Genomic DNA, 13,435 nt, shown 5'->3' with positions numbered 1-13,435 from the left:
TGCCTCGGGTTGTGCCACTGACAACGAGTTTACCCAGCAGGAAGCCCAAATGAATCAGGCCAAGAACTGGTTTGATAAGTATGACGCCAACGGGGCGAATTATGCTTTATTTCAGAAGATGCAATATGATTGGAACCAGGCAAGCGTTACAAGATCAGAAGACGGTACAGAGACCATTATTGTACCCGTTACGGAACTTAAAAAAGATCAGCGGGAATTTTGGGAGCAGAAATTGTATATCTATAAATCAGATGAAGGCAGATATACAGCCCTATTGTTTGAAGCCTATTCCAATAAGTATATTAAACCGGAGAGCCAGTCTGTAGACGGTGGAGATTTTACGGGTTACATGACGGTTTGGGATTTGAAAAAAGGTTTTGTAAGAGGTGCTAAGTTTTTAAATAATCAGGTTGTGGAAGAGGGTGTCGCCGCATATTCCGATAAAAACAAAACAAACAAAGCTCCGGAAACTGGTGAATGTATTTTTTCTGATATGGATTTTGGATGTCATAATGATGGCGGAACCGGTGATGGTACTACAGGTAATCCAATCCCATTAAGAGAAGTTATTGTAACAGGGCCCAGTACAGGAACGCCAGTGATTTATACCCCACGTGGCCCTGTAATTGGAGGAACAACCCCGGGCGGTTATACTTCACCCGGTGGTGGAAATGGTGGCGGTGGTACTGCTCCCCCTCCTGCAACGGCTGTAAATCCATGTGATAAATTAAAGACACTCTTGACAAATGCAAATTTTAAAGCCAAAGAAGAGGAACTTAAGAAAAAAACAAATTTGAAAGTAGAAACGGGATATATGCAAAGTAAAAATGGCCCTTTTACACCTCTTACCGGAGCTTCGAGTACGGAAAATTCAGATCAGATAAGTTTTCCATCAGATGCGAATACAGTAGGCTATATACATGCCCATCTTGACCCTTATGAAAGAGTAAATGCAGATGGTGAAACACAATCTGTTAAGCCGATAAAAATGTTTTCTCCCGGAGATGTAAAAGCGTTTGTAATTTTGCTTCTAAATGGCGGTAGGAACAACATTCCTATTGATAATATTTACGGAACAATGGTTTCCAGTTCAGCAACATATCAACTGAGGTTTACAGGAAATATAAATGATGTGATTTCAAAAGGCGGCAGTATTAATTGGAATGGGTTAGATCTTCTCTATAAAGAAGCAATGAAAGAAAATAGTCTCGAAAAAGGGTTTTTAAAATTTTTAAATGAGCAAATAGGGATTAACGGTATTGAATTGTATAAAATTGAAGCCTCTGGAAATTCTAGAAAAACATTGGATAATAACGGAAAAGTATCAACTATTAATTGTAATTAAAATAAACATGAAAAAAATATTCATATTAGGATTTATAATATTATCTACAATATCATGCAGAGCGCAAACAATCGTTCCTGTAGAAAAAATGGGAGATTATATTGATGCTGGAAATGGTATACCAGACAACACTTACCTGAAAGATGTAAATAATTTATTAACCAAGTATGTAGGTACTTGGAAAGGAAATTACCAAGGTAAGGACTATACTTTATATATTAGTAAAACTACTTCTAAGTATGAGACAATAACTCGTGATCGGTTATTAATCCGTTATTTAATCACATCTAGTAATGGCAGTGTTTTAGAAAACACTCAAAGCATACCAGATAACAGTCCGTATATAATTTCAGGCTCTTATTTCAACAAGGATTTAACTTCGTATGCATTAGATTTTGCTGGTAAAAATTCTCAGTGTGGAAATTTAGGAACAGTATTTATTCGTACAAAAAATGCAGCAAATACACTAATGTCATTGGGTTTTGAACCGGATAGAATTATGATTTCTGAGGAAACCTGTCCCGGTTTTAAATTAGCAGAACTCACATTTCCACGTAATAACTCAATAATGCTTACTAAACAATAGTAATACAATAAAATACTACTTGATCGCGTTGTAATTTATTGGCAGATTTATAACAGAACTCTATTTTATACAATCTAAAAAAACAAAGGAGGGAATCCCTTTTTAATTTCTTTCAACTAATTTTTAAATAAAAAAATATGGAACTTATAAAAAAACTGGATTCAATTGCAGATAAAATAAGCATTTTGGAGATAGAGTGCTATTTAAAAATTGATAGTTTAGCTGATGATTGTTTAAAAACTGAAAACTTCAATTCGAAAAGTTTATCTAATTCCCTAGATAATATTTGTTCATATTTTAACAATTCACTTTTTTCGTTGATTTTAGAATACATACAGATAGGCAAAAACCAAGAGAATGCACTCAATTTTTATCTTGAAAAAATGCAGACTTTTAAAAAATATTCACATAAAATATTTGATGCAGTTTGTGAGAGGAAATCTGCTTCCTGATTGATAAGTACACTTTATTATTATGTCCATATCTGAAAAGTCCTTTGTAATTATGTAAGTTTAAACAGGAGTCAAACCGCTCCTGCATATTTATTTTTTTTAAATAAGCAGCATTCTAATTTTTAGATGCTGCTTTTTCATTTAAAGTTATTTTGACTGAAAATCAATTTTAAGCCTGTTTCTTATCAGGAAAGTATATTTGTCTTTCCCCTCGTCTAATATTCTCTTAAATAGCTTTATTTTGATTTCTTCATCATTTAAGTAATTTGAAAGCTTGTTTGCAGAGGTTAATTTTGTTTTTTTAACGTCGTTTTCCTTTGGATTCTCCAAAACACGGATAATGAAGTTTCGATTTATAAGTGCATTGGTCGGATTGTCTGATTTCTTTGCCATATGTTTCTAAAATTGATTTTGCAATTTTCGTATTGTTAATTCCTCTTCTCGATGATCTTTAAGCATAATTTTTAATTCATCTGAAAGAAGATAACCGTCGGGTTTTCCATTCCTATCCATAAAAATAATTAACTCCCTTGTTGAAATGTTTTTAGCAAATAGCCTTGCTCCCTCAGTTGCATTTTTGCGAGTCTCTTTTAAGATTTCATGAATCTCTTTTCTGATATAGTCAGCTGAAAACTGACTTATAAATAAATCTTGTAGTTGAGATTTGTTCCGTATATAATTTAAAGTTTTTAGGTTCATAAATTTAGTTTTGCTAGTTATTGAATTCGATTACTGCTCGCTTTTTGATTGATGATTGATGTTTTTATTTTGCCTTTTTCAGGAACTCGTTTAATTCGTTTATCTTTTTTGAAGCTGATTTGAAAAAATCAATTTTTAAATTCAGTTGAAAAATTTCTTCCTTCTTTGAACTAATGATGCCGTTCAATTTTTCTATTTCTTTTTTTTGCTCCAAATATTTATCCAGAGCAAAAAATAATATCTCAGGAGTAGTTTTAAAATTCTGATCCTTTCCAACCTTTTCAAGTTGCTTTATTTGCGAATCTGTAAAACTTCGGATGTAAGTGCTTTTCTTTATCATGATGTTTAATTTGTAGATTTTTTTTGAAAAGATCCGGAGCTGCAGCGTTTCCAGGTTCGCAAATAAATCTACTTTTTAAAGGTTAGTTTATGTTTTTAATAGCCTATTATTAGACCGCCCCCGATATACATAACCGGAATACCGTCTTGTTTTTCTTGTGGTGATCTTGTAACCGACACGCTAAAATCGTGATCGTTTGTATGTTCGCTTTCGTAATCCCATGTGGTCAGGCTTGTATATTTTTTGCCATTTCCTGCAATGGTTATTTTTTCGGGCGGTATATTTTCTAAATCTGTAAGGCAAATAGATAACCTTCGATGTCTTGATGTTTTCATAGTTGCAATTTTTATTGTGTTAGTTTTAGTTAGAAATTATACAGAAAACTCAGAGCCGATTTCGAGTTTTGAAAAATCAGCGGAGCGATGTTCTAAAAATATTCTAAATGCTTTTTCCCTTAATTCCAAATAATCTTCTTTTGTAGCTGATTGAAAATCGCAAATACTTCTATTCGAATGCATGTATTTATAGAATTCGGTTAAATTATCAAAGCCAGAAAAATGGCAATCATTTCTGCCAAAAGCAATTGAAAAAGTTCCGCACTCGTAATTTTCAATATCAGTAGCAAAAAACAATCTTAATTGCTCAATTACCTTAAGCTTAATTTTGCCATTATTTTGGGGGATTACCATGTAACTTTCAAGGTTAAAGCTTGTCCATGTTTCGTTACTTTCATCTTTTATGAAATAATGAATTTTATTTTCTTGTGTAATTTTCATTTTATTTATTTTTAATTGGTTAGTTCTTCTACTACTTCGACATCATCAAAAAGCCCTACAGGGACATAAATTTGATTGCGTGTGTACAATTCCTTGAATGTCGATAAATCCGTTTCCTCTGAAAAATAACAAGGCTGAGTACAAATCGCGCCTGTTATCGATTGGGTGAAATAAATTGCACCGATTTTTTTGCGTCCAAACTGATCTGCAAAATCTTCCTTGTTAGCTACTCGAATTTTCATAAATACATATCGTTTCATAGGAAAAAGTTTTATCGATTTATATTCAATATTTTGTGAATTTCTTTTCTTTTATTTTTATCCATCATATATTGTTGCAATAATTCATAAAAATCAAATTCACCAGCCGAACCGCCACTTAGATTAAAAAAGGCAACTAATAATTGAACTGCATTATTAATTGTATTGGTGTCTTTTTTTGTGAAAGAATTTGACCTCCTGCCTTTATTAGTTTTCTCTATTCTGTCAAATTTTTCATTAAAGAATTTAATTAACTCATTGTGTTTTGGATGTGGCATAATTTCTATTTTTTAGTTTTTTTTTAAAATGGTAAATCGTTCGGGCGGTCGCCTAAATTCAATTGTTTTTGTTCCGGTATTGAAACTTCAATATCATTAGTTCGCACATAGAAAAATTCCAGAATGTTGCGGTTTCCTTTTTCGTTGGTGTGCGGTTTTTTGATGGTTTTTTTATCAGCACTTAAATATTCAACAGGGTTGAAAGTCCATGTTTTCATTTTGCAATATTCCTGCAAACTCCTTTTAAAGTTCGTGGCTGTCTTTTTGTATTTTTCTCCGGCATGTAAGGTGTACGCTTTTTGCACATCATCACGCAATAAGAATCGGTTTAACGTCCCGTGCACAACGTCTTTTGTTTCGCTCTCTTCGTCGATCATTGAATGCGTAAAGTAACTATCACACCAGTTCATAAAGTTTTCACCCATAGAAGCCTGAATGTTGGTTAAATGAATGTTCGTTTGCGGGGCTTGCAGTTCGTTGTCTCTGTTCGACAGATACAACTGGCAACACTCCATTAAGAAATAATAAAATTTGTTCCATTGCTTTTCATCCCAATAGCTTGAAAACAAATCCTTGTTATTGAAATCATGAGATATTTTGCGCTCTTCGTGGTATTTGTCGGTTTTTACGTGATAGTAATCTGAAAAGGAAATAAAGAACAAACGCCCTAATGTGGATTGATTTATTTTACCGATCCCAAAATTTGAAGTTGCAGCCATTTTTCCGGCATCGTGAAACTCAACGTTGTAAGGCTTCTTTGTTTTTGGATTAACAGAAATCGGACCCGTTACCCAGTTATAGAAAAATTCAACTCCTAAATATTGGTCAATATCTTCAATTCTTAAATAATCGTTTTCCTTTGTAAAGCCGTCCAGTAGGTGAGAATTAGTAGTAATGTTTTTTGATTTTCCATTGATGTAATAATGATTATTCAATAGCTTGTCGATACCATTTAAAAGAACTGATTTACCGGAACGGCCGTTGCTGTCTTCTTCGCTTTCTTTGGGCGCATCGTCCATTATATAAATGAATTTTGCAAAGGATTCAATTTTGTATCTGTGCAATAAATAACCGATTCCGAAGCATTTATTTAAGAAGTGTTTTTCCTGAATTAATCGCTCACTTTCTGTCAAACATTCAGCAGAAAGATTAAAACGGTTTTCGTTGTGATATTTTTGTTTCGCTTCTTTTAGTTCCTTGTTATTTGAAAAATCCCCGAAAGGCTCTTCTAACTCTTTTCTCCAAGACATTCGAGAGCCATTTATTAGATAATTCATAAAGTCGCAATCCTTTTGCAAAATTTCTACCCGATCGTTGCAATTGTCGTCTTTGTAGTGGCGGAAGCTTTGCTTTTCAGCAAAAATGGTTTTATTTACAATTCTGTAATCCCAAACATAATTTTTCAAATCTTTGTAGGGTTTGAGTTCGATACCGTCTTTTGAAATGGTAGCAAACTGATTTTTATAAAAGAATGTTTGTGTTTCCTCTGTAAAATTTTTAAAATCCAAAACGATTTTATCCATAGATAAAAGCTTTGGTTCATTAAATTGCTCCGTGTTTTTTATCAGGTCAATAACTTCAATTGGCTGGCCTTTTTCAATCAGGTACATTTCCGTAAATTTTCTTATATCATTAGGGAAAAATTGCTCTACAATATGCTCGTTTATCCTGATGAAAATAAATTCCTGAACGCCTGTTTTTTCGGTGTACTTTTTCTCCGGGTAATACAAGTGAAATCCTTTTATCTTAAGGAAATAATGTAAGTATGAAGTTTTAACAGACCAACGTTTTGATTTTTCGTTTTTTTCAAAGAATTTCATTTTTAACGCACCTGTAAGAAGGTTTCCAAACTGGAATTTTACAGCACCTAAATCCGCTTTTTTGTAGAATTTCATCCAGTCCCGAAAATCTTTGCCGTTTGTTCCAAGTTTCTCTTTTGGCAGCCAAATACTTTTCATATTCCAAAACTTCTCAGCAACTTCATAACCGTACTTAATGCCTGATTCGTCAACATCGGGAAGATTGTAAATGTTTTTACATATTTCCTTAAGCTGGTTGTATTCTGTGTAATTGATTTGTTCACTTTCGGAGTTGTACCAAATCAGATCATAACCTAAACTCGCAACATTTAATCCGTCAGAACCACCCGAAGCGACTATACAATTTGGAATTTTATAGGCGTCACGTTCATCAATTAATCTCCCCGTTGTTTTATCGTCTTTTGATTTTTTTATTTGCCTGTTAAAATCGTCAATTTTATCATCATATTTTTTGATAATTTTTTGCAATCCGTAGACGTAACGAACAGGCTTTTTGCCTAAATAGCCGTGTTTAAAACTTTTATCTTTTGAAAATGGCGCATAGGTTTTGCACCATGTTTTTTCAGGCATATAACAAAATATCGGGAAACTTTCAGTTGCCGAAACTTTGATATAATTTTTTTGGTTTGTCTTTTTATTGATGAATATTTTTTCATAATATTCTACGCTGAAAAAATCGTACTCTTTGGCCAATTCAGCAGTTACGTAAGTTCCAATTATATCAAGCTGTGTATGTTCTTTTGTGACAACATTATACCAGTCTAAGGGGCGTTTGTCTTTATCGTCAAGGGTTGTTATTTCGACCGTGGCAGTAAAAAAAGTATTGTTTCCGTCAAGATTAAACCATTCGTACAACATTTTTAAACAAGGGTAGAAATCTAAACCGCTTTGCTCCATTGCAATGCCTATAGGTGTGAAAAAATCGCCTCCAAAATCCTTAACACGCCAATAATTAACCCCGATGCTACCTTTTAGACCTTTATCGTTTTTTACTAAATAGCAGGATGCAGATTTATCTGTATCTCTGTATCTAAAAGCGTTTTTGTCGTTTTCTAACGCTTTGCTGAAACCGTCACAATTGTTAAGATATTTTTTTATGATATCTAAACCGTTATCGGTTTTCTCGTAAAGTGTTTCAACGTTAAATTTATAGTTAGCCATTATAGGTATTTACTGGTTTGGTGTAGTTTGTTAGTTGTAATTATTTACCGGAATCATTATAAAATGACAGGTTCTATTACTTCTTTTTCCTTAATAATAGCAGCATGACAGATTTCTAATATTTTGTCGTAAAGGCTGTCTAATTCTGTTTTTTGGTGAGGTGTAAAAACCGTTGCAAGGGGCATAATTTCCTTTTGCAACTCAAGCCTTTGTGTATAGGCGATTAGTTCTACTGTTTTGAAAAGTGCCATAATTAAAGGTTTATTAGAATTAATATTATAACAATCACTATGTTAATAATGATAACTGCAACAATTGAAATTTTTACAATCCAAAGCGTTTTGCTTAATTTTCTATAGTCTTTTCGGAAGCTGTCTTTTTCCATTAGAGTAAGGTTTGAAGTTTTTTAGCGGTTTTTTCATTACGCTTTTTAACAGCGGTTACTAGGTTCACGATTTGCAATTCGACAATATCATTTTTTTGAATTCCTGATACTATTTTTTGAATTGAAGCACTGGAAAAAGGATTGCCATTTGAATTGCAAATTTTCTTTTTGTTCAGGTACTCGATAATTTTAGGGGAGTAGTGTTTTCCCAATACTGAAATTATCGTGTCTTTTTGGTTATCGTTTATCATGATGGTATTTCAAATTGAATTTGATAATTAAATTTTTCGTGTAACTCTCTTAAAGCTTTATTTGTCATATCGTCCGAATCAGGTACATAAATTATTTTCTGACGAACCTGAAAGCGATAAAGACCCTTTATTTTTCGATGCAATCGGTATCGCCTGTTTGTCTTTTTGTTGTCTGTATCCATGATTAATATTAATTGACGTTATAAAAATTTGTAGACTTTTTACGCTGAGATCCGTTCCAGGAATTTGCACCGGTTATCAAAAAAATCTACTTTTTGAAAAAAGAAACCCTTATATTCGTTTTGATTGGCGTTAAGCAAATCAATCTTAACGTCATGAATGAACATGGAAATACAAATACCACTTTGTGTGAATGTTAAGAATGTTACAGTTTTACCGATAGTAAAACGGTCAGTAGAATATAGATTGGGTGAAGCTTTTGCCAAACTCTTTATTTATCTAGTGACTACGTAACAAAACTAGGCGGGGCCATGCTCCGCCTTTGTTTTATAAGGGTTTCAGTATTTCAATGAACTATTTAATTATTTTTTAAACAAATTTTCCATTTGCTCATCTGATAGTGGTTTTTCTCTAATCTCCCAAATCTGTGTGTTCCAGAAAAAACCCTCTTTAATAGTGAGTTTGAAAAATCTTATTTTTAATCTGAACTCTTTTTCTTCAGTAGTGACTTTATTATTATCTGGCCGATCTTTCGAACATGGAATTATTTCTTTATTTTTTATAAATTGAGCTAATGGTAAAAGCCCGCCTGCGATTAAAAACTGTAGTACTTTGTTATCCATGATTTATAAATTAATTGACTTATAAAATTTGTAGACTTTTTATGCTCAGATCCGTTCCAGGAATTTGTACCGGTTATCAAAAAAATCTACTTTTAAAAAAAAGAAACCCTTATATTCGCTAAGCGCTGCAATAAAGCTGGCGTACTAAATTCATTTATTATATGAAAAACGAACCCATCCAAATGACAGTTTGGAAAGGCAATGCTGTTATGAATTTCAAGTTTAACGAACCTAACGCACTACTTTTAAGTATTGCAGTTGGGCTAATCGCTTACGCTTGTTTAAGTACAAAAAGCATTGCTTAGCGAAATTTGAGGGAGGTAAAACTCCCTCTTTTTTAAGGGTCTAAATATTTCAATGAACTATACCAATTTTGCTAAAACATGGCACTTGTTTTGCTTTACATTTTAATCAAGTATAATACTTTATTAAAATCTATTAATTTGTATCTTGCAGGTTGCTTTTAATCCGTTTTTAAGTGGTTTTCAATCCGCTTTCGAGAACAAATATCGAAACTTATTTCGAATAATAACATATAATTAGAAACTTATTTCGAATTATTTTAATTTTTATAATTTTATGAATCCTATTTCGTTGAGAATCAATGAATTGATTGAAAAGCTTTTTGATGGTAATAATTCCAAATTCGCTAAAAAATTGGGAGTAAATGAGGCGAATGTTAGAAATTATAGGAAAGGAACACTTCCTAAAATTGATTTCATTATTAAAATTTACGAAAATATCGAATTTAATTTCGACTGGCTTTTAACTGGAAAAGGCGAAATATTGATTAATAAAGAAGACACCATAGCTACACCATCGCAAAAAGAATTAAACGACTTGAAAGATTTTAAGATTAAAACTTTAGAAAAAGAGTTGGAGCGATGCGAAGAGGAAAAGAAGACTTTGGAGAATAGTAAATCTAACGTATAATATGAATTGACAGATTAAGAAAAAACATAACCGTTTTCCCGATAAGGCCAAAATTTAATTTTTGGCTTATTTTTTTGCCTTTTTTAAATGTTTATATTTTTTTTGTAAACAAAAAAATATGTAAACAAATTTATAAACAGGCTTGAAGCCTTGATTTTGTTGCTTATTTTACAATTGTTTATAATGTTTATATTTTTTTTATAAAAGAAAAGAGATAGGATATAAAGGAAAAAAAGGAAAAGAGTCAAAAATCGGGAGTTATGAGAAAAAAAGGGGGCGGGGGTAAAAAGATCGCCGTACAAGTGCGGACATACAATGTACTGAACGATCTTTTTTCCAAGCTATTAAAAATAAAGCTTTCGAATAATTACCGTCCGGGAGTGTAAAATAGGAATGTCGAATAATTACAGTACAAGGGTGTTGAATAAGGGGTCAGGTAAAATAATGAGGGCTTGTTGTTCCTTTGTTTGCTGATCGCAAACCAACTCACAAAAAGCCCTCATTATTTTACCTGACGAGTTTTTATACAACCGCTTCGCTATTGTTAATCGTGTGTTAAGCACTGTGATATATAATGTTTTCAGGCTTTTATCCTGTGTTAAATTTGTGTCAAACAACGTCAAAAATTAACGTTTTTTAGATTTGTAACTATTTGAAATACTGACCATTATGTTTTGGTTTTTGGGAAAATAAAATCCCTTCCTCTCTGCAAAATTAAAAACCCTTGTTAAGTTTAGTTCACAAGGGTTTTTTTATGGAAATAGTTTTTTCGCTTAAACTACATATAAATTTTTTTTCAGTACCAGACACTATTTTGGACTGTTACTTAAATTTAATCTTCTTCAATTTTGTAATCAAAAAAACTATATTTTGTTTCCTTGTCTCCCATTACATCGACCCCGGTAAACTTTATGCTGTTATCGACAACCTCATAATCATACACATCAGCCACACCATCGTAGTTATGCAGTTCGTGAAATTTCCCATTCTCTACCCACCATTTTCCATTTTCAGTCATTTGTGTTACTTTTCCTTTTTTGTCAATAGCTATAAATAACAAAGTACTTTTGCCATCTTCAAACCTGCAAGCAACCCAATATTTAGTCGTGCCTTTTTGTTGTTGATCAGCTTCCGAGCCACGCCAACAACCCACAAGTTTTGAATCAAATGTCTTTGTTTCCTGGCTAAATCCCATAATTGAGATTAATAATGTTAACACGAATAGTGCTTTTTTCATAATTTACTGTTTTTATTATTTTTTGTTTCTCGTTTTTAGCAAAATTAATTATTCTGAATTATTATAGGGCTTTCTTTTTGCGTCATTTTAAACAAATATAATTAAAACAGAGATTTCCAAAGTCACTGACTTTAAAACTAATTTACATAGAGTGTTATGCTATATCAAATCAGTATTCATTAACCGAACTTAAAAAGTCGGGAGGCTTTTATCAGGTTTTAATTTTCATGAGAACACAAAAAAAATGTGCAAAGTCAGAGTGACATTTGCGCAGTTTTTCATAAGGAGCTCTTTGGAGAGCAGGGGTTCCGATTCTTAAAGTACCGTAGGCTCTTTTTAGAACAACCTGACCTTCTTTATTTTTAAATTCTACGGTTGAACCATTGGTTTCAGACGGAGCAGCGAGCGGGTAAATTATTAATCACCAACACATCTGATACATTACCGTTAATTATCAATTTCTTATTTTTATCCAATGAGAATTTGATTCATCCACATTATCAAATAAAAAGACTAAATGTTTTTTTTCTAATAAAAAGCTTTTCTCTTTTAGTTTCACTATCGATAAGTTTTAAAGTATCATTTCTCATTTTCCAATTTCCTTTCGTTTTTAAATATCTCGAAGGCACATTCTTTTTAGCTAATCTTTTTGAATAATACTCTTGCTCTATAAAAGAGTAAATTTTATCCTGATGCAGTATTAATACATTTACATTATATGAATATCCTGCCGCATCCTTAAAATCTCCTGCCAATCTAAATATTTCATCCTTATTTTGACCATAGGAATTATTTATGTATAAAAAGACAGATAATAATATTATTTTTTTCATAATGTTTTTTTTTTTGATTTAACATATTGATGATTCTTGTACCCTGCTCCCGAAAGTCTTCATAGAATGCATAGCTTTTAATAAGGAACACTTCCGAGAGCGAGGTCATACCCACATTATCTATTTTTCAACAAATAAGGAATAAACTATTCCTTCCAATCTATCATTTTTAAACATATCTCCATTGTTATCATTCCTCAATATAACGCCATCATAAACAGTATAATTTATAGTATAGTAATGATTTTTTTCGCCTTCATCAAAATCTATCTCAAAAAAGCCATGACCAGCTCCGGTATTTATTTTTTCTTTAATAGCTGTTGAATAAGAAAAAGCATCAATAATTTTTTTTATTTGATCTGCATCTTTTATAATTATTGTATTAGATTTTAGTTTGTGTACACTACAATCTATTTTATTAACTATAGTGATTTTTGTAACCTTCGAATCATCCATTTTTTCTATTTGAATGTTTTGTTGTCCATTACAAGAAATGCACAATAGTAAAATTGCTGTGTAAGATAAGATTCTATTCATTGCTTAATTATTTGGTTTTTTAAATGTTTTTTGAAGTACAGTGTTTGTTACTGAAAGTGAAGCTCCTGCTTTAATAGCAGAAAATGCAGCACCAACACCGACCCAACTCCCCGAAGTCTTCATCAACACTGGCAAATGTTTCTTTACGTCATTTCAAACAAATATAATTAAATCAGAAATCTCATAAAGTCTCTGACTTTAAAACTAATTTTTTTAGAATGTTATCTGCTGTATCAAATCAGTATTAATCAATAACCAAACTTAAAAAGTCGGAAGATTTTTATCATGTTTTAATTTTCATGAGAACACAAAAAAAATGTGCAAAGAGTAAGAGACATTTGCAGCAGCTTTTCATAAGGAACTCTTCGGAGAGCGGGGTGGTGGTATTGTTATTGGTATAAGTGTAGACCAAAGCATCAATTTGTGTGGCAGTTTCACTGTTTCCGTTACGTGTAAGACTGACTATATTACCATTTTTATCATACGTCAGGTTCTCACTGTAGGCATTACTGATTATGGTATTACTGATTATGGTATTACTGATTACGCATTATCACCGTAGTTACTTTCCAAATTTGTACTTTCTACTCATTATTAGATTTTGCAGCTAATGTGGAAAAACCGGTCAATTTGACCACCTAATTCCGGAGTAAATTGACCACCCGTTCCGGAGCAAACTGACCACCTAATTCCGGAGCAAATTGACCACCAGGTTTTGTGGTGAATTAAGTATTAAAAA

19 protein-coding genes are annotated in these 13,435 nt (G+C 32.2%); 5 read left to right on the top strand and 14 right to left on the bottom strand.

The window, feature by feature from the left end; all coding sequences use genetic code 11:
* The 3 genes from D0817_RS25765 to D0817_RS24365 all read left to right on the top strand — a co-directional run.
* A partial coding sequence (locus tag D0817_RS25765) for a hypothetical protein (RefSeq protein WP_161568465.1) occupies positions 1 to 1,345 on the top strand: 1,345 nt, incomplete at its 5' end.
* 7 nt (positions 1,346 to 1,352) lie between these two features.
* On the top strand, positions 1,353 to 1,931 hold the full coding sequence (locus D0817_RS24370; RefSeq protein ID WP_127340944.1) for a DUF6705 family protein: 579 nt from the start codon (positions 1,353 to 1,355) through the stop codon (positions 1,929 to 1,931).
* A gap of 137 nt (positions 1,932 to 2,068) precedes the next feature.
* Positions 2,069 to 2,383: a hypothetical protein gene (locus tag D0817_RS24365; RefSeq protein ID WP_127340943.1), complete on the top strand. Its 315-nt coding sequence runs from the start codon at positions 2,069 to 2,071 to the stop codon at positions 2,381 to 2,383.
* A 147-nt stretch (positions 2,384 to 2,530) separates the two neighbouring features.
* On the opposite strand, the gene D0817_RS24360 is transcribed toward D0817_RS24365, so the two are convergent.
* From D0817_RS24360 to D0817_RS24310, 11 genes are all read right to left on the bottom strand, one after another.
* Positions 2,531 to 2,776, bottom strand: a complete 246-nt coding sequence (locus tag D0817_RS24360; protein ID WP_127340942.1) for a hypothetical protein — start codon at positions 2,774 to 2,776, stop codon at positions 2,531 to 2,533.
* A 6-nt stretch (positions 2,777 to 2,782) separates the two neighbouring features.
* Entirely contained in the window at positions 2,783 to 3,082 is a 300-nt protein-coding gene (locus D0817_RS24355) for a hypothetical protein (RefSeq protein ID WP_127340941.1), read from the bottom strand.
* Between the two features lie 64 nt (positions 3,083 to 3,146).
* Positions 3,147 to 3,422, bottom strand: coding sequence for a hypothetical protein (locus tag D0817_RS24350; RefSeq protein ID WP_127340940.1), 276 nt, complete (start codon positions 3,420 to 3,422; stop codon positions 3,147 to 3,149).
* Positions 3,423 to 3,517: 95 nt separating this feature from the next.
* Positions 3,518 to 3,757: a hypothetical protein gene (locus D0817_RS24345; RefSeq protein ID WP_127340939.1), complete on the bottom strand. Its 240-nt coding sequence runs from the start codon at positions 3,755 to 3,757 to the stop codon at positions 3,518 to 3,520.
* Between the two features lie 36 nt (positions 3,758 to 3,793).
* Positions 3,794 to 4,198, bottom strand: coding sequence for a hypothetical protein (locus tag D0817_RS24340; protein WP_127340938.1), 405 nt, complete (start codon positions 4,196 to 4,198; stop codon positions 3,794 to 3,796).
* An 11-nt stretch (positions 4,199 to 4,209) separates the two neighbouring features.
* Complete coding sequence (locus tag D0817_RS24335; RefSeq protein ID WP_127340937.1) at positions 4,210 to 4,440, bottom strand: hypothetical protein; 231 nt, start codon at positions 4,438 to 4,440, stop codon at positions 4,210 to 4,212.
* A 29-nt stretch (positions 4,441 to 4,469) separates the two neighbouring features.
* Positions 4,470 to 4,736, bottom strand: a complete 267-nt coding sequence (locus D0817_RS24330; RefSeq protein ID WP_127340936.1) for a hypothetical protein — start codon at positions 4,734 to 4,736, stop codon at positions 4,470 to 4,472.
* A gap of 23 nt (positions 4,737 to 4,759) precedes the next feature.
* Positions 4,760 to 7,717 carry a primase-helicase family protein gene (locus D0817_RS24325; RefSeq protein ID WP_127340935.1) on the bottom strand — a complete coding sequence of 986 codons (2,958 nt, stop codon included), beginning with the start codon at positions 7,715 to 7,717 and terminating at the stop codon, positions 4,760 to 4,762.
* Positions 7,718 to 7,773: 56 nt separating this feature from the next.
* A complete protein-coding gene (locus tag D0817_RS24320; RefSeq protein WP_127340934.1) occupies positions 7,774 to 7,968 on the bottom strand; it encodes a hypothetical protein in 195 nt (64 codons plus the stop codon).
* Between the two features lie 133 nt (positions 7,969 to 8,101).
* The gene (locus D0817_RS24315; protein ID WP_127340933.1) at positions 8,102 to 8,353 is read right to left on the bottom strand and encodes a hypothetical protein; all 252 of its coding nucleotides are present in this window, start codon (positions 8,351 to 8,353) and stop codon (positions 8,102 to 8,104) included.
* A gap of 542 nt (positions 8,354 to 8,895) precedes the next feature.
* Complete coding sequence (locus D0817_RS24310; RefSeq protein WP_127340932.1) at positions 8,896 to 9,156, bottom strand: hypothetical protein; 261 nt, start codon at positions 9,154 to 9,156, stop codon at positions 8,896 to 8,898.
* A 579-nt stretch (positions 9,157 to 9,735) separates the two neighbouring features.
* Between D0817_RS24310 and D0817_RS24305 the strand changes: the two genes are divergently transcribed.
* Positions 9,736 to 10,089, top strand: a complete 354-nt coding sequence (locus tag D0817_RS24305; protein WP_127340931.1) for a hypothetical protein — start codon at positions 9,736 to 9,738, stop codon at positions 10,087 to 10,089.
* A 260-nt stretch (positions 10,090 to 10,349) separates the two neighbouring features.
* Positions 10,350 to 10,475: a hypothetical protein gene (locus tag D0817_RS26460; protein WP_262708245.1), complete on the top strand. Its 126-nt coding sequence runs from the start codon at positions 10,350 to 10,352 to the stop codon at positions 10,473 to 10,475.
* 446 nt (positions 10,476 to 10,921) lie between these two features.
* Here the strand turns inward: D0817_RS26460 and D0817_RS24300 are convergent, their stop codons facing one another.
* The 3 genes from D0817_RS24300 to D0817_RS24290 all read right to left on the bottom strand — a co-directional run bounded on the left by D0817_RS24300 (position 10,922) and on the right by D0817_RS24290 (position 12,696).
* Positions 10,922 to 11,326, bottom strand: coding sequence for a hypothetical protein (locus D0817_RS24300; RefSeq protein ID WP_127340930.1), 405 nt, complete (start codon positions 11,324 to 11,326; stop codon positions 10,922 to 10,924).
* Between the two features lie 500 nt (positions 11,327 to 11,826).
* Entirely contained in the window at positions 11,827 to 12,159 is a 333-nt protein-coding gene (locus D0817_RS24295) for a hypothetical protein (protein ID WP_127340929.1), read from the bottom strand.
* Between the two features lie 120 nt (positions 12,160 to 12,279).
* Complete coding sequence (locus tag D0817_RS24290; protein ID WP_127340928.1) at positions 12,280 to 12,696, bottom strand: hypothetical protein; 417 nt, start codon at positions 12,694 to 12,696, stop codon at positions 12,280 to 12,282.
* Between the last annotated feature and the right edge of the window lie 739 nt (positions 12,697 to 13,435).

The organism is Flavobacterium cupreum, from assembly GCF_003996965.1.
In the GTDB taxonomy this organism is placed as follows: Bacteria; Bacteroidota; Bacteroidia; order Flavobacteriales; family Flavobacteriaceae; genus Flavobacterium; species Flavobacterium cupreum.
Note: the sequence above shows the minus strand (reverse complement) of the source record. Positions and strands in the feature narration are given on the sequence as shown.